The 20,558-nt window shown below is 65.8% G+C and carries 27 protein-coding genes and 1 pseudogene; 8 read left to right on the top strand and 20 right to left on the bottom strand.

Annotated elements, in window-relative coordinates; translation table 11 throughout:
- Nucleotides 1-168: pseudogene (locus tag H276_RS24820) on the bottom strand (IS1380 family transposase); the annotation flags it as partial.
- 428 nt (nt 169-596) lie between these two features.
- Here H276_RS24820 and H276_RS0117805 point away from each other — a divergent pair.
- Nucleotides 597-1,076 carry a hypothetical protein gene (locus tag H276_RS0117805; RefSeq protein ID WP_019972652.1) on the top strand — a complete coding sequence of 160 codons (480 nt, stop codon included), beginning with the start codon at nt 597-599 and terminating at the stop codon, nt 1,074-1,076.
- A 28-nt stretch (nt 1,077-1,104) separates the two neighbouring features.
- On the opposite strand, the gene H276_RS0117800 is transcribed toward H276_RS0117805, so the two are convergent.
- Both H276_RS0117800 and H276_RS0117795 read right to left on the bottom strand, forming a co-directional pair.
- On the bottom strand, nt 1,105-1,437 hold the full coding sequence (locus H276_RS0117800) for a PASTA domain-containing protein (RefSeq protein WP_081625500.1): 333 nt from the start codon (nt 1,435-1,437) through the stop codon (nt 1,105-1,107).
- Between the two features lie 289 nt (nt 1,438-1,726).
- Entirely contained in the window at nt 1,727-2,368 is a 642-nt protein-coding gene (locus H276_RS0117795; RefSeq protein ID WP_026357142.1) for a TetR/AcrR family transcriptional regulator, read from the bottom strand.
- A gap of 75 nt (nt 2,369-2,443) precedes the next feature.
- On the opposite strand from H276_RS0117795, the gene H276_RS0117790 reads away from it, so the two are divergent.
- On the top strand, nt 2,444-3,913 hold the full coding sequence (locus H276_RS0117790) for an NAD(P)/FAD-dependent oxidoreductase (RefSeq protein ID WP_019972649.1): 1,470 nt from the start codon (nt 2,444-2,446) through the stop codon (nt 3,911-3,913).
- Nucleotides 3,914-3,982: 69 nt separating this feature from the next.
- Here the strand turns inward: H276_RS0117790 and rraA are convergent, their stop codons facing one another.
- The 9 genes from rraA to H276_RS0117745 form a co-directional block, all read right to left on the bottom strand.
- Nucleotides 3,983-4,465: a ribonuclease E activity regulator RraA gene (gene rraA / locus H276_RS0117785; RefSeq protein ID WP_019972648.1), complete on the bottom strand. Its 483-nt coding sequence runs from the start codon at nt 4,463-4,465 to the stop codon at nt 3,983-3,985.
- Between the two features lie 44 nt (nt 4,466-4,509).
- Complete coding sequence (locus tag H276_RS24815) at nt 4,510-4,968, bottom strand: hypothetical protein (protein ID WP_019972647.1); 459 nt, start codon at nt 4,966-4,968, stop codon at nt 4,510-4,512.
- A 91-nt stretch (nt 4,969-5,059) separates the two neighbouring features.
- On the bottom strand, nt 5,060-6,001 hold the full coding sequence (locus H276_RS0117775; RefSeq protein ID WP_019972646.1) for a CopD family protein: 942 nt from the start codon (nt 5,999-6,001) through the stop codon (nt 5,060-5,062).
- Nucleotides 5,977-6,483: a copper resistance CopC family protein gene (locus H276_RS0117770; RefSeq protein ID WP_019972645.1), complete on the bottom strand. Its 507-nt coding sequence runs from the start codon at nt 6,481-6,483 to the stop codon at nt 5,977-5,979. The genes H276_RS0117775 and H276_RS0117770 overlap by 25 nt, the downstream gene beginning before the upstream one ends.
- The gene (locus H276_RS0117765; RefSeq protein ID WP_019972644.1) at nt 6,480-7,160 is read right to left on the bottom strand and encodes a YcnI family protein; all 681 of its coding nucleotides are present in this window, start codon (nt 7,158-7,160) and stop codon (nt 6,480-6,482) included. The genes H276_RS0117770 and H276_RS0117765 overlap by 4 nt, the downstream gene beginning before the upstream one ends.
- Nucleotides 7,161-7,200: 40 nt before the next feature.
- Entirely contained in the window at nt 7,201-7,692 is a 492-nt protein-coding gene (locus tag H276_RS0117760) for a hypothetical protein (protein ID WP_019972643.1), read from the bottom strand.
- A gap of 50 nt (nt 7,693-7,742) precedes the next feature.
- Nucleotides 7,743-8,399 (bottom strand): DUF6474 family protein, encoded by a 657-nt coding sequence (locus tag H276_RS0117755; protein ID WP_019972642.1) that lies wholly within the window; start codon nt 8,397-8,399, stop codon nt 7,743-7,745.
- Nucleotides 8,400-8,636: 237 nt separating this feature from the next.
- On the bottom strand, nt 8,637-8,879 hold the full coding sequence (locus tag H276_RS0117750; protein WP_155943147.1) for a hypothetical protein: 243 nt from the start codon (nt 8,877-8,879) through the stop codon (nt 8,637-8,639).
- On the bottom strand, nt 8,864-9,334 hold the full coding sequence (locus H276_RS0117745) for a hypothetical protein (protein ID WP_019972640.1): 471 nt from the start codon (nt 9,332-9,334) through the stop codon (nt 8,864-8,866). Before H276_RS0117745 ends, H276_RS0117750 begins: the two co-directional genes overlap by 16 nt.
- Between H276_RS0117745 and H276_RS0117740 the strand changes: the two genes are divergently transcribed.
- From H276_RS0117740 to H276_RS0117730, 3 genes are read left to right on the top strand one after another with little or no spacing between them, the layout of a single operon-like run.
- On the top strand, nt 9,333-9,812 hold the full coding sequence (locus tag H276_RS0117740; RefSeq protein WP_019972639.1) for a hypothetical protein: 480 nt from the start codon (nt 9,333-9,335) through the stop codon (nt 9,810-9,812). The two genes, H276_RS0117745 and H276_RS0117740, sit on opposite strands and share 2 nt — an antisense overlap.
- Before the next feature lie 27 nt (nt 9,813-9,839).
- Nucleotides 9,840-10,331 (top strand): ImmA/IrrE family metallo-endopeptidase, encoded by a 492-nt coding sequence (locus tag H276_RS0117735; RefSeq protein WP_026357139.1) that lies wholly within the window; start codon nt 9,840-9,842, stop codon nt 10,329-10,331.
- Nucleotides 10,328-11,467, top strand: coding sequence for a hypothetical protein (locus H276_RS0117730; protein ID WP_019972637.1), 1,140 nt, complete (start codon nt 10,328-10,330; stop codon nt 11,465-11,467). Before H276_RS0117735 ends, H276_RS0117730 begins: the two co-directional genes overlap by 4 nt.
- 94 nt (nt 11,468-11,561) lie before the next feature.
- On the opposite strand, the gene H276_RS0117725 is transcribed toward H276_RS0117730, so the two are convergent.
- The 4 genes from H276_RS0117725 to H276_RS25050 form a co-directional block, all read right to left on the bottom strand.
- Complete coding sequence (locus H276_RS0117725; RefSeq protein ID WP_026357138.1) at nt 11,562-11,960, bottom strand: secretion protein EspR; 399 nt, start codon at nt 11,958-11,960, stop codon at nt 11,562-11,564.
- Between the two features lie 553 nt (nt 11,961-12,513).
- Nucleotides 12,514-13,047, bottom strand: coding sequence for a hypothetical protein (locus H276_RS0117720; RefSeq protein ID WP_019972635.1), 534 nt, complete (start codon nt 13,045-13,047; stop codon nt 12,514-12,516).
- Between the two features lie 209 nt (nt 13,048-13,256).
- On the bottom strand, nt 13,257-13,880 hold the full coding sequence (locus H276_RS0117715; protein ID WP_019972634.1) for a superoxide dismutase: 624 nt from the start codon (nt 13,878-13,880) through the stop codon (nt 13,257-13,259).
- Between the two features lie 127 nt (nt 13,881-14,007).
- Nucleotides 14,008-14,166 (bottom strand): hypothetical protein, encoded by a 159-nt coding sequence (locus H276_RS25050; RefSeq protein WP_196807944.1) that lies wholly within the window; start codon nt 14,164-14,166, stop codon nt 14,008-14,010.
- A gap of 490 nt (nt 14,167-14,656) precedes the next feature.
- Here H276_RS25050 and H276_RS0117705 point away from each other — a divergent pair, with 490 nt between their 5' ends.
- The 3 genes from H276_RS0117705 to H276_RS0117695 are packed head-to-tail and all read left to right on the top strand — an operon-like array spanning nt 14,657 to nt 17,037.
- Nucleotides 14,657-14,998 carry a rhodanese-like domain-containing protein gene (locus H276_RS0117705; RefSeq protein WP_026357137.1) on the top strand — a complete coding sequence of 114 codons (342 nt, stop codon included), beginning with the start codon at nt 14,657-14,659 and terminating at the stop codon, nt 14,996-14,998.
- A gap of 34 nt (nt 14,999-15,032) precedes the next feature.
- Complete coding sequence (locus H276_RS0117700) at nt 15,033-16,169, top strand: DUF4328 domain-containing protein (protein WP_019972631.1); 1,137 nt, start codon at nt 15,033-15,035, stop codon at nt 16,167-16,169.
- Nucleotides 16,170-16,173: 4 nt separating this feature from the next.
- On the top strand, nt 16,174-17,037 hold the full coding sequence (locus H276_RS0117695) for a glycerophosphodiester phosphodiesterase (protein WP_019972630.1): 864 nt from the start codon (nt 16,174-16,176) through the stop codon (nt 17,035-17,037).
- Here H276_RS0117695 and H276_RS0117690 read toward each other — a convergent pair.
- From H276_RS0117690 to H276_RS0117675, 4 genes are all read right to left on the bottom strand, one after another.
- Nucleotides 17,034-17,582, bottom strand: a complete 549-nt coding sequence (locus tag H276_RS0117690; RefSeq protein ID WP_026357136.1) for a ferritin — start codon at nt 17,580-17,582, stop codon at nt 17,034-17,036. The two genes, H276_RS0117695 and H276_RS0117690, sit on opposite strands and share 4 nt — an antisense overlap.
- A gap of 133 nt (nt 17,583-17,715) precedes the next feature.
- Nucleotides 17,716-18,879: an LCP family protein gene (locus H276_RS0117685; protein WP_231376709.1), complete on the bottom strand. Its 1,164-nt coding sequence runs from the start codon at nt 18,877-18,879 to the stop codon at nt 17,716-17,718.
- A gap of 30 nt (nt 18,880-18,909) precedes the next feature.
- The gene (locus H276_RS0117680; protein ID WP_019972627.1) at nt 18,910-19,671 is read right to left on the bottom strand and encodes a CPBP family intramembrane glutamic endopeptidase; all 762 of its coding nucleotides are present in this window, start codon (nt 19,669-19,671) and stop codon (nt 18,910-18,912) included.
- A gap of 58 nt (nt 19,672-19,729) precedes the next feature.
- A complete protein-coding gene (locus H276_RS0117675) occupies nt 19,730-20,512 on the bottom strand; it encodes a DUF2470 domain-containing protein (RefSeq protein WP_019972626.1) in 783 nt (260 codons plus the stop codon).
- Between the last annotated feature and the right edge of the window lie 46 nt (nt 20,513-20,558).

Below are 20,558 nucleotides of genomic sequence, written 5' to 3'. Positions count from 1 at the left end.
CGACCCGGACCTGACCCGCGGTGCCGCGATATGCACCTTGTCAGCCAACAGTTTCGGCAGTCCCGTCTGAGCAGCCAACGTCATCACCGGAACCAGCCCCGCGCACGACACCAGACGCTCATCATCGAAGACTGCCGAGGACGCAGTGAACCTGTGGGACACTTTCACCGGAAGTGCCTTTCTGAACTGGTCTGATTGATGCGTAGAGAACACCAATCCTCCCAGCTCAAGAGGCACTTTCCTCATTCCGACACCCCACGACCAGCCAGTTCATCAGTGGATCGAGGTTAAGGGCTATGCCGAGATTGGTGGCGAACGCCATTCCGTCCCAACCTCTTTCGCTTCCGTGACTGACCGCGGTCGCGAGCTGTGCCCCTGACCTCCTTCGCCCGAAGCGCCAGCGTCTGGCGGCGTGTCGCAGTGTCCATCAGAACTGGTCGACGCAGCTGTAGGTGTAGTCCTGCACCTGCGTCGAACTGACCTGCACAATCACCGCGGTCTGGTCCACACCCGCAGCCTGGTACTCGCTGATGGCCTATCCGTATTCGGTGTGAAAGCGGTCGACGTCGGTGGACTCGGTGTGCGACGGTCGATGCATGTCATGGGATGCTCCGGAACTGTGCTGGCAGTTCCTGGTCGGGGATGATCCGCCGAGTGATCTTCCCGCCGCGTGGGCTTCGGCCACGCGCGCAGTCACCCGCGACCTTGATTGTCGTCGGCACGGTCGACCCATCAGCTTCGACAACGTGATGTGGAAGATTGCGTCTGACGATGGGTCTGTTTGCGTGGGCTTCGCGCTGGCCGGCGACGCCGACATTGGCGCCTATCAGCGGTGCAACAGCTATCGCCTGGAGACCACCGCGGCACAGGCGACGGTGTGGCTGGCCGACGACGTTCAGTACGAGCTCACGGGCTATGAGTTCGTGCAGTGGCCTATCGCGGGCCACCGCATCCTGATGCCGCGGATCATCGACGACCAGGCGACATGGGTGGAGTCAGAGACCGGGGCCGTTATCGCGCTCATTGGCGACTTGCGTCAGGCCGGGGCAGCACGACCCACCGTCAGCGGGAGATAGACCCTCGCACTCCTGCGAAATGCCTGTCTCAGGCACCGAATTGGAGTGTGATTCGGCCGTCGGACGCCAAGGGCTCACCAGGCATCGGACTTTGGGTGACGATCCGGTTCCAGTGTTGCGGACCTGCCGGGATATCAGGCCCCTTGTCGATGACGCCCGCCCAGCCCAGTGAGTCCAGCTTTGGTTGGGCGTCATCCCAATACATTCCGACCAGATCAGGCATCACGATGCCCGTAGAGGTGCTGGTGGGCGCCGGCGCGGTCGTCGACGAACATGCCATGACCCCGATTGCGACAAGCGCAGTGGTCAATCCAAGCGCGATCCGCCGAGTTGCCCCTGTGATGCAGTTTGTGACACTCATCAGATCCTCCTCGCCTGAAGTTTGGCATCAGGATCATGTCGGTGGTGCAGGTTACTGTTCCGCTAAGTCTGTCGACGCTGATCAGGAGGCGGATATGCGGGTGCAACGAGTCGTCGCCCCGGCGGAGGCCCAGAGTCATGGACCGTCGTGGATGAGACATTCGCCGCAGTCGACCCCGTCGACAACACCGTCCACGACGCAAAGCCCCAGCTCATGACCGAGAGATACACCGGCAACCCAGGGGAACATATGTTCGCATGTCACTCCGACAAGATGCCGATGCCAGCGGTCAGGCCGCGGTCCCGTAGATGCTCGTCAGCCAGATGTGCGCGAGGGTGTCGACGACCTTCTCGTGCTCTACAGCAGGTTGTTCGCCGGCGAGCGTGGCCATCATCATGCGCTCGTTCATCAAATTGAGTGAGGTGGCCAGGTCGAGCGCGGGGATGGTGTCCGGCGCGTTGCCGAGTTGGCGTTCGGCAGTGATCAGGGCTGCGGTCAGGCTGATCCACTTCTGCATCAGGCCGGACCAGAAGTGCCGGAATTCTGGGCTGCTGTTCAGTGCCTCGGTGCCCGCGCGTGCGGTTGCCGGATGTGATCCGAATGAGCTGAAGAAGATCTCGATGCCGCGGCGGATCGCCCGCTTGGGGTCGGCAGGCATATCCTCCAATGCCCTGTCGAAGCCGGTGTCCGCTCGCTTGATCAGCGGATCGAGCAGGGACAGCAGGACGGCTTCCTTGGAGGTGAAATAGAAGTAGAACGTAGGCCGCGAGATACCTGCGCCCTTGGCCAGATCGTCGACCGAGATGTCGGCGAACGCCTTGGTCTCGAGCAGTCGCGACGCGGTCGCCAAGATCGCCGCTTCACGGTCGTCGCCCGAGGGTCTCGTCGCGCGGCGACCGCGTGGAGCGCGGGTCTGGGCGGTGGTCACAATCAGCAGCCTAACAGCACGTCGAAATTTCCGACATATCGTTGACTGAATCAACACTGTGTTGATACCGTCGGTACCATGATCGAACACTTCGACGTTGTGATCGTCGGCGCCGGAATCTCCGGTATCAGCACGGCCTGGCACCTGCAGCGCCGCTGCCCGAGCAAGAGCTACGTGGTCCTGGAGCGCCGGCAGAATATCGGTGGTACCTGGGACCTCTTCAAGTACCCGGGCATCCGCTCGGACTCGGACATGTTCACCCTCGGCTTCCGGTTCAAGCCGTGGGAGTCGGCGAAGTCGATCGCCGACGGCCAGTCGATCTGGAACTACATCAACGAGGCTGCCGTCGAGAACGGCATCGACAAGCACATCCGCACCGGCCACCGTGTCACGTCGGTGGACTGGTCCGACGCCGGCAATCACTGGACGATCAACGTCGAGCACAACGGTGAAGCCGAGCAGATCACCGCGTCGTTCCTGTCGGTGTGCAGCGGCTACTACAACTACGACGAGGGCTACTCGCCGGAGTTTCCGGGCGCCGCGGACTTCAAAGGTCAGATCATCCACCCGCAACAATGGCCGGAGGACCTGCAGTACGCAGGCAAGAAGATCGTCGTCATCGGTTCCGGTGCAACCGCCGTGACCCTAATCCCATCGTTGGTCGACGGCGGTGCGGGCCACGTGACGATGCTTCAGCGGTCGCCCACCTATATCGGCGCTCTACCGCTCGTCGACCCCTTCGCCGAGAAGGCCAACAAGTATCTACCGAAGCGCCTGGCGCACTTCGCCAACCGATGGAAGCAGATCGGTTACAGCACCGGGCAGTACCAGATAGCCCGGAAATTTCCGGGGGTGTTCAAAAAGGCACTGCGTCAGATGGCCGAGCGCCGGTTGCCCGAGGGTTTCGACTACGACACGCACTTCAGCCCGCGCTACGACCCGTGGGATGAGCGAGTCTGCTTGGCGCCCAATGGTGATCTGTTCAAGGCCATTCGGTCGGGCAAGGCCGGGGTCGTCACCGACACCATCGAGACATTCACCGAGACCGGCATCAAGTTGACCTCCGGTGAGGAGTTGCAGGCTGACATCATCGTCACGGCAACGGGTTTGAATATGCAGTTGTTCGGTGGCGCGGTGGCCTACCGCAACGGCGAGCCGATCGACCTGCCCAAATGCATGACCTACAAGGGTTTGATGCTTTCGGGAGTGCCGAACCTGGCGATCACGTTCGGCTATACCAACGCCTCCTGGACACTGAAGGCAGACCTGGTGTCCGAGTTCATCTGCAGACTGCTGAACTACATGGACGCCAACGGTTTTGACCGGGTCGAGCCGCAGCACCCCGGCGAGAGCGTCGACGAGCTGCCGTTCATGGAATTCATGCCGGGCTACTTCCGGCGGTCGATGGACAGCCTGCCCAAGTCGGGGTCGGAAGCGCCGTGGAAGCTCAAGCAGAACTACTTCTTCGACATGCGGACCATCCGGTACGGCAAGATCGACGAGCAGTCGCTGCACTTCACCAAGCACCGCGTGGCCGTGCCGGTTTAATTTTCCCGCCGAGCAGTCGCAAAGGTCCCTCGATACCGGCGTGTCGAGGGGCCCTAGCGTCTGCTCGCGCTAGGTGGCGGCGACCACCACGATGCCGTCTTCGTCGGCGTAGGCGATCTCGCCCGGCGCGAACGTCACACCGCCGAAGCTGACCTCGACGTCGCGCTCGCCCTCACCGGTCTTGCTGCCCTTACGGGGATTGGTGCCCAGGGCCTTGATGCCGACGTCGATGGTGCGCAATGTGGCCGCATCGCGCACCGCGCCGTTCACGATCACGCCGGACCAGCCGTTGTGGTACGCCAGCCCGGCGATGATGTCGCCCACCAGTGCGGTATGCAGGGAACCCGATCCGTCGACCACGAGCACCCCGCCGTCACCGGGGGTGGACAGGATCGACTTGAGCAGGGCGTTGTCCTGGAAGCAACGCACTGTGGTGATCCGGCCGGCGAACATCGTCCTGGCGCCGTAGTTCTGCAACTGCAGGTCGCAGCTGCGGACGTCGGGGTAGATCTCATCGACCAGATCGGCGGTGGCGCGGGGTTCGATACTCACTGCCCGATTATTTCAGGACGCTCGCGATCCGCCCTTGGCCACGATCAGTCGGTGCCGGAGCGGCGCCGCGTAAGGAACACCAGCAGGACCACCAGCGCGCCGATGACCGCGGCGGCCGCGAGAGGCAGCGGCGACGGACCGGGCTGGACCGGCACCGCCGGATTGGCCGCCGTGGCTACCGTCGACTTCGCTTGTGCTGCAGCCTCTTCCGCTGCTGCTGTCAGATCGTCGGGTGTTTGCGGCGGCGCGGGTGGCTGCTGTGTGGGCGCCTTTTTGGCCGGGGCTTTCTTTGCGGGAGCTTTTTTGGCCGATGCCTTCGCGGCAGCGGCCTTCGCTGGTGCTTTTTTGGCGGGGGCCTTCTTCGCCGGTGCCTTCTTTGCGGGGACCTTCTTGGCGGGCGGCGTCACAGCATCAGGATCGGCAGCAGCACCTGACGGACGGGCCGCCGGAGCTCCGGAATCGGAGCCCGGCTTGTCCTCGGGTTGATCCTGCTGCTCTGCCATCTGGCTGCTCCTTTGCAGTGTCTGGTACTCCGAGCCAACGCGGTGTCGGGCTGGTGGGCAGTCGTCCCCATCATGCCAGGCGGCTTTGGCGTCAACCGGCCACGGCCAACGCCGCGGCAAACGTGACGGCGACGGTCATCATGGCCAGCTCGGTCAGTGACCGGGACCGGGACAGTCTTGCGGTTGCCCGATGTGCACGCGCCGCAGGCACCCAACCGGCCCTATTGTGCCAGGCCAGCATCAGCAGACCCGCAGTCAGCACGATCTTCGCCGTCAGCAGCCGGCCGTAACCGGTCATCCACAGCTCTGCCGGGGCATCCAGCCGGATCAGCGCACTGAGCACTCCCGCGACCACCAGCACCGTCACGCACATCAGCGACAGCTGGGAAAATCGCGGCAGCACCCGGGCCCACTGCCCCCGATGTGTCACCGTGAGGACCAGAGCGGCCAGCACACCGCACCACAACGCCGCGGCCAGCGCATGCACAGCCACTGCGAGCCCGCCGACAGGGCTTTCGGCGAGGTGCCCCGACAGCATCCTGGCCGCCAGCCCGGCGGCCGCGATTCCGGATGTCGCGATCAACGCTGTCGCAGTCCGCGGCAACGTGAGCGCTATGACGCCGACCGCCAGTGCCGCGACGATGCCGGCCACGGTGGACCGGCCCGCCGCGGTGTGCAGCGCGAACTCGGTGTTGGTCCGCACGCCGAGGTGCAGCACGGATACGTCGGCCGCCCGGGCCGTTTCGGCGACCAGCCGCACCAACTCGGTCAGCAGCCAGAGCACACTGCTCCAGACCAACGGTCCGGTCGTCGACCGGATCGACTCGGCTCGGTAACGCGCCGTGTCGAGCATCGGTACCACGGCCAGCCCCACGGTGACGATGGCGGCACCGTCGGCTGCGGCGCGTGCCGAGGAATCGCCTATCGAGCTCTGGGGATAGGCCAGCGCCCAGGCGCCGGCCACCGACGCGGCGACGATGAGCGCACCGCAGGCCACCACCCGTCCGATCACGACCGTCGGCGCAGTACCCACCAAGCTCCGCCACCCACGATCACTGCGGCCGCCAGCACGAACGGCCACACCGGCACGCTGCCGTCGGAACGGCTCGCCGATCCGGCGGCCGGTCCCGGTGTCCCGGTGCCCGCCACGGTCAGCTCGAACGACCACGAACCGGACACCACGTGGCCGTCTGCCGAGGTGACCCGGTAGTTCACCGTGTACGTGCCTGCCGGGCCGAGCGGTCGCACCGCCATGCTGATGATCGCGCCCTGCACCTGGGCGTCGCCGGTCGACCACAGGTTGCCGTCGGGCCCGACGACCGTCATGTCGGCGAACGTCTTTTGCAGGACCTCGTTGAATGTTGCGCTGACCCGTTGCGGTGAGACGGCCAGTGCGGCGTGTTCGGCGGGGTCGGTGGCGATCCTGGTGGCATGCGCCGACGCGGTACCAGCTGTAGCCAATGACATTGCCGCCAAGGCGAATCCGGCCAGAACCGTTGCCAGCACGCGCCTCATGACCGGCGCCGTGCTGCCAGTGCCGCCACCACGGCGATCGCGGCCGCCGTCAGCGCGCCGCCGGCCAGCCAGCGCGCCGTGTTGTCGACGGTACCGGCCGGCTGTTGGGCAGATTCCGCCGTCGCGGTGATGGTGGGGGTGGCCTCGTGATCATGGTCGTCATCGCCGGCGGCCGCACCGGACAGCTTCAGTTCGGGTGCCGGATATTCTGGCTCACCGCCACCGGGCAGCGGGGCCTGATCCCAGTGCACCACCTGGCCATCCGAATATGTCTGGGTGGCAGGGAAACTCACCGTGTCGGTGCTCGGCAGCTTCACCGCGATCCGGAACAAGGCGAACTGATCGGGCGAGATGCCGACGCCCGGGGCGGCTGTCCAAGTCACCGAACGGGTAGTGCCCGCCGCGGTGTCGCGGTCCAGCTTGACCGTCCAACCCGGCATGACCTCAGCACGCGCGGAGGCGACGTTGGGCAGGGCGACGCTCAATTGTGTTGTCAGAGCCCCGGTGTCGGATTCACCGGGAACCTGGAAGGTGAGCAGCGATGTGCTGCCCGGCGTGGGATTGTCGGCATTGACATGGACGTGGGCGGCCGCGGGCGCCGCGGTGAGCAGGCCGGCCACCAGAGCCGCTGCCGCGGCGGGCAGGGCGCGCGAACACGCCCGGCTACGGGATTTCATTGTGACTCGATGTCTTTCGTGGATGATCGGGATGGGTAGGTCAGCGGATGACGCCGACCGGCGGACCCCGATGGGACATCGAACTGCCCAACAGCCGCGCGGAATGCAACGGTTGGTCGGCGCTGTGGACGGCGGTACGCGTCGCCGACTCCGATCTCGGATGTGCGGGGCGCGCCAACGAGCAGATGGTCCGGGACAATGCGGTGCACAGCCGCGTTCCACCCGTGATGAGAAGGGCCTCGGCGGTGACGGCGACCAGGTGCGCTACCAGCATGGGGGCGCTGGGCTGTAGCGGATGCGACCCGTGAGCATGGCCGTCGATCGCGAGCAGCACATGGGCCAGCAGCTGTCCGACGCCGAGCAGACCGGAGAGCGCCAGGGCGCCGGTCGTGGCGCGGACGGTTGACGCCACCGCGCCGAGTGTCACTGCCAGCAGTGCAAGCTGCACGGCGCCCGCGCCGCCCGGCCATCCTCCGCCCGCGGTTCCGTGGGCGGCCACCGCCAGTACCGCGGTGAGTACCCCGACGGACACACCTCGTAGCGCAGCCGCAAGATCGGTACGGGCGCCCGTCATGGCACGGGTCAGACCAGACCGAGCCGGGCCAGCAAGTCGGCGTCGATGCCGTCGAGCTGGGCAGCGATCGCCGCATGGGCGCCCCGGCGACGCGTGGTGGGCATGTGTTCGGCGGCGGCCACCGCGGCACCCAGGTCGGTGAGCCGATCGGTGATGGCCGCGACGAACTGCTTGGTCTCGGCGTCCTTCGGAGCCTTGTCGGTGACCAGGCGCAGGGATTGTTCAGCACCTGCGATACGAGCCGACAGCTGCGCGCCATGCCCGGAGAACTGGCCGAGCTGACTCAACGGCACGCCGAGCTGATCGGCCCTGCGTTCATCGATGGCGCCACGTGCGGCGATGGCGGCCCGGTAGACCAACGGCACGAGAACCGGTGCCAGCAAACGCGTGATGGTCAGCAGTCGGCGGATCCGGATCGGTGAGAGCAGCTTGCCCTCGCGGGCTGCCTTCAGCTGCGTCTCAGCCACTTTGAGTGCGTTGCGGTCACTATCGCGCTGGGCTTTGAGCTGCGCTTTGAGTGACTTGCGCTCGGCCTTGCGGTCTTCTTTGATTCGCCGAGCCTCGTTCTTTGCGGTGAGCCGAGCTTCCAGCTTGGCCTTGGCCTTGATCGCGCGGACTTCGGCTCGCCGGGTGGCACGGCTTTTGCGTGGCGTGAACAGGCCCATTCCGGCTGCCTCCGGGTCGTCTCGTCGAGTATTGGTTCTCACCGCTGCACTGCTGCTGATCCACAGTATCGTCCAGCAGGTTTGCTCTGCTTCCACACCCTGGCGGTGGCCCGGTTAATCAGCACAGCTAGCAAACCGGATAGCCCAGCTGTGCGACAATGTCAGCACGTCAATACATCGTCGGGCGATGCGCGGAAAGGGGGTGACAGAGTGCGTTCGCGGGTGCGTGTCGCCGCCTCAACCATCATGGTGACTTCCGGCCTGTTCATCGCCGGTGTCGGCGGGGCGCTGGCATTTGCCGATCCAGACCACGGCGGGAGAGACTCCGGTCGCGGTGCCGGCGATTCTGCCGGCGCCGGTGCCGGGCAGAACAAGGACGGCAACGGCCACGGGAACGACTACGGTGGCAAGCCGCGCGGACCGGGTCGAGGGCCCGGGTCCGACGACGAAGGTCATGGCGGACATCAGTCGGGTGGGCACACAAAGCCACCCACCGACGCCACCCACACCCACCAACCCACCGGGACCGATAGCCCGACCAAGACCGGTAGGCCTTCTGGGACGGGTAAACCGACCCAGACCGGCAAACCCACCGACACCGGTGAGCCGACCGACCCGTCGGGATCGCAAGCCCCGACCTCCGGTGGGGAGTCTCCGACGGAGACTCCGCCGACGGATACAGCGACCGAAACGGACACCTCGACCAATACGACGACCGCATCGACGACAGCGTCCACTACCCCGTCGACGACAGCGTCCACCACCCCGTCGACGACAGCGTCCACCACTCCGTCGACCACAGCCTCTACTACCTCGTCGCCTCCCGAAACCACGTCGTCGAAAACCACGTCGTCGTCCCCCGAGAGCACCACGTCGAGCTCGGTTGGTGGTGTCTCGTCGACCGACGGAGGCAGCGGTCGCGGCGTAGTCGCCATGCCGCAGCTGTTCGGGGCTCCGGTACCGCAGATGCAGCCGCCTCAACGCGAGTTGTCCGACCCCGCGTCGGCGCAGCCGGCCGCAGCCTCACCGCCCGGTATCGCAGCCGCGGCCGCGATACCGGTTCTCATCTCCGTCGCGGTGCCACCGGTGGTCGTGCCGCCCGGAGCCCCGAACGGTGACGGCGGGTCGGGTGCGGGGTCGGATCAACGCCCGGCGCTGCAGCCCACGCCGGAACAGCGGCCTCCGGCACCCGCACCGCAGGCCGACGGACACGACCACGGGGCTGTACCCGCGACGTACCGGGCGGGTTACGGCGAATATCTACGGACGGCGGGGACGCCCGAGATCGCCGCGCTGGCCGTGTCGGGGACGATCGGGATCATGGCGCTGACCGGGGCAGGAGGCATTGTGGGCTATCGCCAGGCCAGAGCCGGGCGTGCGGTGCGGATCAACGTCGCACGGTTTGTCGAGTAACGAGGCGCACGGCGGAAAGGGGGAGGTATGTCAGCCAGTCGTACTGTCACGCGGGCTGTCAACGCGGTGCTTGAACTAGCGCCGCGGCGGGGCGAAGTGACGCTGGTCCGCTTGGTCGAAGCCGTCAGTGAGGACCGGGGTAGACCGATCGAGCTGATGATGGAGGAGCTGCCGCCGGGGGTATGCGGTCAGTGGCGGCAGTACGCCGACCGGGACGTTTTCCTGATCCAGCAGGGATTGCCGACCTGGGACCGGACCCTGGCGCACGAACTGGGTCACCTGGTGCTGGGCCACGAAGGGATCTCGATTATCGAGGCCGCCGAGGAATCGGTCGAGCTGGCCAGTGCCGATCTGATCGCCTACATGCTCAACCAGCGCACCGGATGCATGGGTCCCAACGGCGAGGACATCGAACAGGAGGCCGAGGACTTCGCGGCGCTGCTGCTCTACCGATTGGGCCGGCTCCCGTCCGACCGGGCGTCGATCATCCAGGTTCGCCTCGGAGAGGCGTTTGGTTGATCATCTGGGTGATCGCCGGCCTGCTCGGTCTGGCTACTGGACTGCGCATCGGTTGGGCACTGGTCAACAAACAATCGCTGGTCAGCCTGGCCATGATCGTTGCGCTCGGCAGTCTCGGCGTGGTGGCGGCGCTTAACTGGCAACCGCTCGCCTTGCTGATCGACACTATCGCGCACTGGCCCAATATCGGGATAGCACTCAGCCAGGTCGCGCTGATCGCCTGCGCCGCAGGCAGTTGCGTCATGATCACCAGTGCGGCATCGGATCATTCACCGGCAATCACGCGCCGCCTTGCCGTAGCGCAATACGGTGCGGCGGCGGTCGTCGCGATCGTCAGCCTGGCGCTGTTCTTCCGGTCGCCCCGGCAACCCGAGATGGCACCGGAGGAGTACCTCAAACGGGACCTCGGCAGCAACGGCATCACGTGGCTGTTGCCGTTGCTGTATGTGCTGCTGGCCCTGACGCTCGTGGTTTGGGCCGGTCTGCGGTACTCGAACAGGAGCCGTCGGGGCCGTGCGCTGTTCGTGTTCAGCCTGGGCATCGCACTGATCGTTGCAGCCAGCGCCTTCTTCCTCCTGCGAGCAGTCGGGCACACACCGATGGTTGGTGTCGGATCGGCGGCGACCCTGCTCGGCTGTGCCATGATCGTCGTTGCTGCCGGCTCGCTGCTGCCAAGCGTCGAGGACTGGTTCGGTGCCCGACAGGAATTGCGTGTCATCGCCCCGCTGCTCACCGAACTCGGCCGCAGGCATCCCGACGCCGGTATCGGCGTACGGCCACGCGGCCCGCTGGTGTTCCGAGTGGCCGAGCGGATGTCACTGATCTCGGACTCGCTCTACCTGGAGGCGACCGCCGCCGCGGGCCGCCGGCGCGAAGCAGTCGGACGTCTCCGAACAGTGGGCGCCGAAATCCGCCCAACCGATCCCGACGCGGTGTCGCCGGTTCAACAAGCTCGCGCGGTGGCGCGGTGGATCTACCAGACCCGTGGTGTCGACCACTTCGACGCTGACGGCGAAGTATCGGAGTTTCCGGGGTTGACCTGGTTGCGTCAACCGGAGTCGTATTCCGATCGCGAGTGGATTCTCGCGATCGCGCAGGAGTACCGCGCCCTACAACGTTCCAGAGGCAGAACGTAAACGAAGCGGTAGACGCACAAAACCCAGACAGGGACCGACGGCGTCGGTCCCTGTCTGGGTGCTGTCGCTGATGATTGGCTGGAGGACGGCCGGGTCAGTCGTCGAGACGCTCGAGGCGGCGCAGCTCGTCGACCTTTTGCGCGATGTCCTGCTGAGCCTGTGCAGAGAGCCCGACCGTGCGGGCGGCGATACGGCGAACCCCTTCATCGCGCATGCTCGCGAGCCAGGTCAGTTCTTTGTCGAGCTTCTCGTAGTACTCGTCGTCGGTGAAGTACGCCGGCTTGATCCGGAAGAAGTTGGCAAGGGCGGCCATGGTGGCCACTGACGGGTTGGTGCGGTTGCCCGACCGAAGCTGCGAGAGGTACGGAGCCGACATGGTGATGCCCTCGGACTTCAACGCAGCAATCACCTCGGCCGACGTGTGGGCCCCGCGCCCTGGGGGATAGACCGTGTCGAACAGCCGGTTGAGACGGGCGGCGAACGTCTTGCTCATCGAATTGACCTCCACATGCATCTTGAGCGGCAACGAATAGGCGGCGTATTTGCTGACCATCGTAGCGAGAACTGTGTCAACTACCAAGTGCAAACCGCGTAAAAGTTAACCCGGCTTACCGTTTCTACCATCTTGGCCGTGCAAATCGGGGCTTTCGTCACAGGTCGATGGCGGGATTGCACCGGGTGGCAAAGCAAATAGCGACGGTTGCGTCGCATTGCCGGGGGTGCGCTCCCTTCGGCCTCTCGTGCAGAGTGGTTCAGGTTTCCTGTGGGCAACCTGAGGCTCGACCCCCTCCGGGGAAGCGCATATTTGCTGGAGCGCGGATGCCCACAACTGTCGGGCTGCGCGGCGGCAGTGTCGTGCAGCAATTGACACGCGCGGCCGGCGGGCCCACGAAAGCCGGTGACGGCGCTGTCCCGGTCTTTTCGTTGACATCAATACCCTGGTGGCGGAATGCATAAATCGCTTGACCCGCTATCGATATCGATCGCTAGGCCAGGTTCTGCCCGTCAGAGAACGACCCTTCCGAATTTTGGGACAGACGTCCCGGTCATGCGGCAAGCAGCATGGCGAGAATTGCGGTATCCGGATGACTGATCGGGTCTACACCGACTCGACTCACCATCGACGTGACGGTGCCGTCGGACTCGGCCTCCACCCACGCCGCCCGATGATCCAGCCCGAGATAAGGCAGACCGGGCAGCAATACGCAGCCCGATGCGGCACCGGTGCATTCGGGCAGCGACGGTGTGGTCTCGGACGGTGGATGAAGTATCAGGAGTGCGGGCGGTTGATGAGCGGCGAAATAGCCTGGCGGCAACGCAGACTCACCCACTACCGGTCCCTCGGCGAGTACGAGTCCGATCGTACCGGGCTGAGGCTGCTCGGGCAGTTCCTCGCGGACCCCGAAAATCGTTGTAGTGGAGAGTAATCCGGGTACCGACGCGATCCGCACGGTCACAATCAGCAGCTGGGCCCATTCTTTCGTGGTGTCCGGCCAACGCCCAGACACCACGAACCCCTTGAGGAACCCGCCGGACTGAAACGGGGCGATTTCGATCGCCCGAGAAGACCCAGAGTCCATTTCGCCTCCCGGACATAGGAGTTGGGGCGCCGGCACCTTTCTGTTCGCATCTGTTCACACTCGATCACTTCAGCATGCGGCAGGTGCGTGGGTCGTGCAAGGGAAAACGGGATCGGCCAGGTCTCAATACGAGAACGGGGCGTCGCGCAAACTGCGCGACGCCCCATTCTGGAGAGATCGAATCGATCCCCGGACCGGATGAGACCGGGTCAGCCGAAGATCAGGCCGTTTGCCTTCGAGGTCGCGGCCGCGTACCGGTTCTGGACGTCCTCCCAGTTGACGACGTTCCAGAACGCCTTCACATAGTCGGCCTTGACGTTCTTGTACTGCAGGTAGAAGGCGTGCTCCCACATGTCGACCTGCAGCAGCGGAATGATGCCGAGGGGCACGTTGGCCTGCTGGTCGTAGAGCTGGAAGGTCAGCAGCCGGTCACCGAGGCTGTCGTAACCGAGCACCGCCCAGCCTGAACCCTGCAGACCGTTGGCGGCAGCGGTGAACTGAGCCTGGAACTTGTCGAACGAACCGAACTGGTCGTCGATGGCCGCAGCGAGGTCGCCGGTCGGCTTGTCACCACCGTTCGGGGAGAGGTTCTTCCACCAGATCGAGTGGTTGACGTGCCCGCCCAGGTGGAAGGCGAGGTTCTTCTCGTTGAGGAAGATGGCGGCGTGATCGCCGTTGGCGCGGGCTTCCTCAAGCTTGGCCACCGCGTCGTTGACACCCTTGACATACGCTGCGTGATGTTTGCTGTGGTGCAGCTCGTTGATCTGTCCGGAGATGTGCGGTTCAAGCGCTCCGTAGTCGTAATCCAGGTCGGGCAGGGTGTATTCAGCCACGTGAGTCCTTCCTCAAATTGGTCGATCGCGCCGGGCGTCCACAAGATCGTCGTACACATTGCTTCATCGCAACGCGCATCGCAACGATGCGTGTCATCCCTCACATGTGGACCCGACGGTTCGGCAGTCAGATCCAGACGATCAGCGCCAGGACGCCCAGCAGGATCAGCGCGATAGCGCTCGCGCGGAGAAAGACCATGAGCTGATTCTGCGTGTGCAGACAGCCGGATGGATGCCGCTCAGGATGCGGTACGACCCTCCCGGAGCCCATTGGATGTGATGCCATCAGACACTCCTGAACTGCAGGATCAACGTTCGCCCCAGTGAGTTCTGTCACAACGGCTGGTGTGACGCCGAGCATAGACCCTTGGGCGGGTGGGCAAAAATCCACCGTCTCCCACCGCAAAACCCCAGGCACCGACCCCGCTCTGGGGTCCGCCCGGTCAGGCGGTGCGGGATGGCTTCGACAGCCGGCCGCGACCCGATGTGCACCGGTTGGCCGCAGGAGATACCACGGCGATGTGCCGAGATGAATGGTTAGCCGAACAACTCATTTCGCTCGGACCTGAGCGGCTGTTGATCGATAGGCAGACGAACACAGGGTTATCCACAACGGTGATCAGCATGCGCACAGCTAAACCCGGTTGACGCGCACCGGCACAGGTACCGGCCTGTGGATGAACCTGTGGAAACTGTGGATAGTTTCGGATTGCTAAACCAACAGTCGGGCCGGGGACTGGATGCATCGCACGAATCCGCGTGCAAGCATGGACGGTATGGACGACGTTGAGGTCGCGCAGGTCGGTATTGCCGCTGTTCCGGCGACTTTCGGTGAGACGGTGGTACTGCTCGATGTGCGCGAGGACGACGAGTGGCAACGCGGTCATGTGGCGGGGGCCCAGCACATCCCGATGGGCGATGTGCCGGCCCGGATGGCCGAGATCGACCCAGATGCCGAATTGTTCGTGGTGTGCCACGCGGGCGGCCGCTCGTTGCGTGTTGCCAACTACCTCGCGCGCAACGGATACGCGCCCACCAATGTCGACGGCGGAATGCTGGCTTGGGTGGGCGCCGGCCGGCCAGTGGTCACCGACGACGGCAGTCCTGGCAGCGTGTGAGAGGCCGCTCCGCAACCGTCGCTAGGCTGAACCGATGATCCAGGTGTGTTCGCAGTGCGGAACGCGCTGGAACGTGCGTGACCGGCAGCGGTCGTGGTGCCCGCGGTGCGGTGGCACGTTGCTCGCGCCATCGGTGGTGCAGTGGACACCGCCGCCGGGCGGGCCGGGTCTGTCGCCGCCTCCGCAGGCCGCTCCGACACCACCTCCACAGCCGCACGGGTCCGCCCAGCCGCAAGGCAAGCGGTCGCCGCAGGCGACCCCATCTCGCCCGGCGCCCGGCTATCGCTGGGTCGCGCTGCGCCCGGGCGCGCCGCCGCGACGCCGCCTGCGGCGCGGGCCGCTCGGGCCCACCCCTCACTACCCCGTCGTCCCGCGCTGGGGCCTGCAGCAGCATTTCGATGTCGCCGGCGAGGAGCAGGCCCGCGAACATGCCGGGCCCCAACCAGCAACTGTGCGCACCATGCTGGTCGCCACCATGGTGGCGCTCGGTGTCGCGGCCTTAGCTCATGTGCTGCGCTACGCGCTGATGCTGATCAACCGCAGCATCCTGCTGAATCCGTGGATCGCCGCCGCGGCGGTGGTCTTCGGTGTGTTGGCCAGCCTCGTGGCGCTCGTCATCCTGGGCATCACCGCGGTGATCTTGGTCAAATGGCTCATCGCACGACGTGCGGCCGCCTATGCCGAACGCGGGCAGACCGACCCGCACCCCGCCGCGCAGGTGTGGGCACTCACGCTGATCCCCGGAATCAACGTGGTGTTCACACCGGTGTACGTGATCGAGCTGGCGACCGTGGAGGGCCGGCTGACGCGGCTGCACCGCCCGATCGTGGTGTGGTGGATCGTGTGGGCGCTCAGCGCCGTCGTCGCGCTGTGGTCGGTCGTCGACACCGTCGTCGTCACGTTCTTTGCCAACAGCACGCAGAACCTTGCCGACGACAACGTGACCGTCGCCGTCGGGTATCTGCTGGCCCTGGCTACGATCGTGCTGGTCTCGCGGGTATATCTCGGTTTCGAGGGCGCCCCGGGCGAGCACAGCACCCGGCGCTGGGTGGTGGTGGCAAGCGACCCGGACGCAAGCGAACCAAACGATCCGACGCACCCCGCCGGCGCTGCGGACGAGCCGGAATCGGCGGTTCCGGTTGAGACCCGAGGGCAAAACCCGGCAGCATAGCGGTATGAACGCGGGCGAAGCCGCTGCCGAAGAGCCAGCGACACCGGGTCCATCGCATCCGTTTGTGGTGGCGCATCGCGGGGCCTCCGCGGACCGGCCCGAACACACCCTTGCCGCCTATGATCTCGCGCTGCGGGAGGGAGCCGACGGTGTCGAATGCGATGTGCGGCTCACCCGCGACGGACACCTGGTGTGCGTGCACGACCGCCGGGTGGATCGCACGTCGACGGGTACCGGGTTGGTCAGTGAAATGTCCCTCTCCGAGCTGCGCGACCTCGACTACGGATCGTGGCATGCCAGCAGGGACACCGACGGTGGTCAGGGAGACACCGGGCTGCTGACCCTGGATGCACTGGTCTCGATGGTGTTGGACTGGAACCGGCCGGTGAAGCTGTTCATCGAGACCAAGCATCCGGTCCGCTATGGCGCATTGGTGGAGAACAAGGTGCTGGCCCTGCTGCATCGCTACGGGATCGCCTCACCCGCGTCGGCGGATCTGTCCCGGGCCGTGGTGATGTCCTTCTCGGCGGCCGCGGTGTGGCGAATCCGGCGGGCTGCGCCGATGCTGCCGACGGTGCTGCTCGGGGAGACCTCGCGGTACCTGGGCGGAAGCGCGGCGACGACGGTGGGAGCCACGGCCGTCGGACCGTCCATCGCCACGTTGCGGGAGCATCCGGAATTGGTCGACCGGGCGGCAGCGCAGGGCCGGGCGCTGTACTGCTGGACCGTGGACCATTACGAGGACGTGCAGTTCTGCCGGGATATCGGGGTGGCCTGGGTAGCCACCAACCATCCCGGCCGCACCAAGGACTGGCTGCTGAACGGCCTGACCGGTGCGGGCGGGACGGGCGGCGTGTCGAACTCTTAGAGGGTGCCCCCGGCGGCTTTGGGAGCCGAGGGATCGGCGCCTGCGGTGGCCGCCATTTCGCGGGCGACGAAGTCCTCCAGATGGAACAGGTTGTCACCGGCACGCTCGGCGATGCGGACCAGCGTCGACATCGACGCCACCTCTTCGACCTGCTCCTTGAGGAACCACTGCGTGAACTGCTCGCCGAGGTAGTCGCCCTCCTCGCGGGCCACGCTGGCCAGTCGGCTGATCTGCTCGGTGACCGTGCGCTCCTGCTTGAGCGAAAGCAGCAGGGCGTCGCGGGGCTCGTCGAACTGGTTGCACACCGCGTCGGTGCCGGGGATCTCGACCTCGATGTCACGGTCGAGCAGGTACTGCACCAGCATCATCGCGTGATTGCGTTCTTCGACCGATTGGTTGTAGAAGTGCTTGGCGAGCTGGGGAAGATCGGCGCCATCGAAATACACGGCAATCGCAATGTATTGCTGTGAAGCAGTGAATTCATTGCGGATTTGGTCCTGCAGAAGTGTGTGGAATTTTGTTTCGAGTGCGCCAGTGGTTGTCATGTCAGTGATGATATAGCAGGTCAGACGGCATGCATTGAGAAGGTCAGCCTCATTGAGGTCAGCATTGCCTAACTCCTGTGACGTGGATGACACATTCTGGCTCGAATTTGCTGATCGATATTTTTAGCTTTGCCTAACCTTTTGGTTCATTGGCGTTGAGGGTGTCGGCGGGTGGCGGCGAATCGGCTGCCAATGCGTCGAACAATCGGCTCGCGGCGTCGTGGTCCCACACCACCACCGAACCGGATTCGCTCGCGCTGAAGTCTCCGATGGGCACCGTGGTGGTGACCGGATCGCCGTGCAATGCCCAGCCGAGCCGCGCCAGATCCCACACGTGCGCGTCCTGGTCGACGGTGACCGTCTTGGCCGCCGCATGCGCCATGGGAGACCATCGCAGCGGATTGAGCAGCACACCCGGGCTCGTCGCGCGGTGCAGCAGCGCCGACATGAACTGCCGCTGGTGGACCATGCGGTCCAGGTCGGCGCGCGGTGTGGCGCGGGACCGCACGAAACCGAGCGCGTTGCGCCCGTCGAGCTGCTGACAGCCCGCGGGCAGGTCGATGCCGGCCAGGGGGTCGCTCATCGGCTCGGCCGGGCATACCGTGACGCCGCCGACGGCGTCGACCAGGTCGGCGAATCCGCCGAAGCCGATCTCGGCGTAATGGTCCAGACGCAGCCCGGTGGCCTGCTCGACGGTCTGTGCCAGCAGCGGTGCGCCCCCTAGCGAGAATGCGGCGTTGATCTTGTCCTTGCCGTTGTCGGGTATCGGCACGTAGGAATCTCGCGGGATGCTGACCATCGTCGGGGGTGTGCTCGACCCGAGCGCCGGGATGTGCACCAGCAGGATGGTGTCGGTGCGGCCGTTGCCGATGTTTCCTCCGGTGGCGAGGTCGGCCTGCTGCTCGGGGGTGAGGTCCTGACGGCTGTCGGAGCCGACGAGCAACCAGTTGGTGCCGTGACCCGGTGCCGGACGGTCCGGATACGAGTCGAACGCCGTGATGCGGTGCAGCGACGTGTCGATCCACGCCCCGCCCCCGACCAGCGCCATCACCCCGACCAGCAGCAGGGCCAGCAGGATTGCCCCCCAGTGCCGTTTGCGCCGGCGCTTGAGCGGGGCAGGCGGCGGTGGTGGTGGCGTCCCTGCTGGTGGGGACGGGCGGCGGGGAGGCGGGGGGCCGGCACGAACGGGGGCCGGTTGCGGGTTCGGCGGCCAGGCGGGACGATGGTTCGGATCGCGCCGGATCACCTGTGACGGCTCACGGCGTGGCGCTGGGCCTGGGTGCCGGTTGTCGTCCACAGAAAAAATGTACGTGCCGAACGCATCTGATTACTGCAACCAGCCGAGATGGCGGGCTGCGAGTGCGTAGCCGACGAATGCCACGGCGTCGATCACGGTGTGCGCAATGATCAGTGGCCACAGCCGGCCGGTGCGCTGCCAGGCGTAACCGAACACCAGCCCCATGACGATGTTGCCCAGGCCGGCGCTGTAGCCCTGGTAGAGGTGGTAGGCGCCGCGCAGGACGCTCGAAATCACCAGGGCGCGGCAGGGACTGACGTCGAGCTGGCGCAGCCGGGTGAGCAGGAAACCCACCACGATGATCTCCTCGGCCCAGCCGTTGGCGAACGCCGCGCCGATCAGCACAGGTATGCGCCACCAGGTGTCGTAGAGTTCGGCCGGTTCCACCGTCGCGGTCAGGCCGAGCAGCCGCGCGCCGGCATAGAACGCCAACCCGGGCAGACCGATCAGCGCGGCCAGGCCGATGCCGCCGAGCCCGTCAGCGCGCCACTGCGGCCGCCCCAAGCCGATCGAGCGCGGGCTGAAACCACTGCGCCACAACAGGTAGAGCGCCAGGGCACCCCAAGCCAGCAGCTGGACGATGCCTGCCAGATGCAAGCCGAGGTCGATCAGGTCGAACGGCGAGCGCTTCGGGTTGAGGGTGATCGTCTGCCCGGACAGGCCGAGCAGGACGGCTTCGGTCAGCTTCAGCAGCGCGGTATAGGCGCTGAGCCCGAAGGTCACCGCCAGGACGACGGCGATTTCGATCCGCAGGCCGCGGCGCTGAGGATCGGTCGACGGGGCCGCGGTCACCGGAGCAACGGTAGCGGTCACCCCGCGTACGCGAGGAGCACCGGCCTGCCCGGGCAGGTCAGACTTGCCGCGCGCGTAGCCCGTTGAGGAACGGGCAGCCCATGAGGATCCGGATGGCCTGGCTCAGTCCGGTGACGTCGTCGACCGGGTTGGCGAACGGCAACCGGACGTCGTGGTCGCCGTCGGCGCTCTCCACCCGCAGCTGCACGCCGTAGCGGTCCAGGCCCAGCGGTCGCACTCGGCCCTGGCGTAAGGCCATGGGCAACCGGGTCGCCAGTCTTTCGACGACATCGCGGTGAGCCGATTCCATGTGCTGCAGCCAGCACGATTCCATCGTGGAGAACGGGTCGGGGCGGGCCTGTAGGAGCGCGCCCAGCGGCACCGATTCGGCGCCCGTGGCGTCGGCCACGACCACCGACTCGATCTCAAGACGGATCAGGACGTAGCTGTCGTCGGACTGGTCGATTCCGGTGTTGACCTGCAGCAGCGCGGGATTGGGGTCCTGGCCGGCGATCAGGTCCAACAGCGGTGCGACTGTTTCGGTGGGCACCTGCTGCAGTCGGCCGCGAACCCACACCAGCGAGCGCACCGGCTCCCGCAGCGGCAGCGGCGCATAGTCGGTGAGCTCGAGGACGGCCTGCACGCCGGCCGAGCCGGAGGAGGCCACCTGGGAGCCCAGCGGACCAGCAGCGGGGACGGTGATGGCGAACGAGCCGTCATCGAGCAGATGGTGGACGGGAGATGTGACCGGCTCGATGCCCTCGACGGCAAGCATTGCGTCACCGCCCCGCGCACAGGCGCTGCGGATTCGTTCGGCTGTCGTCGGTGCCGCTGTGGCCATCTCGCCGCCTTTCGTCATTCTCGGATACGCGTTAGTGAGGTAAGCC

Source organism: Mycobacterium sp. 141, assembly GCF_000382405.1.
Classification (GTDB): Bacteria; Actinomycetota; Actinomycetes; order Mycobacteriales; family Mycobacteriaceae; genus Mycobacterium.
This window is presented reverse-complemented; position numbering and strand designations above follow the sequence as displayed.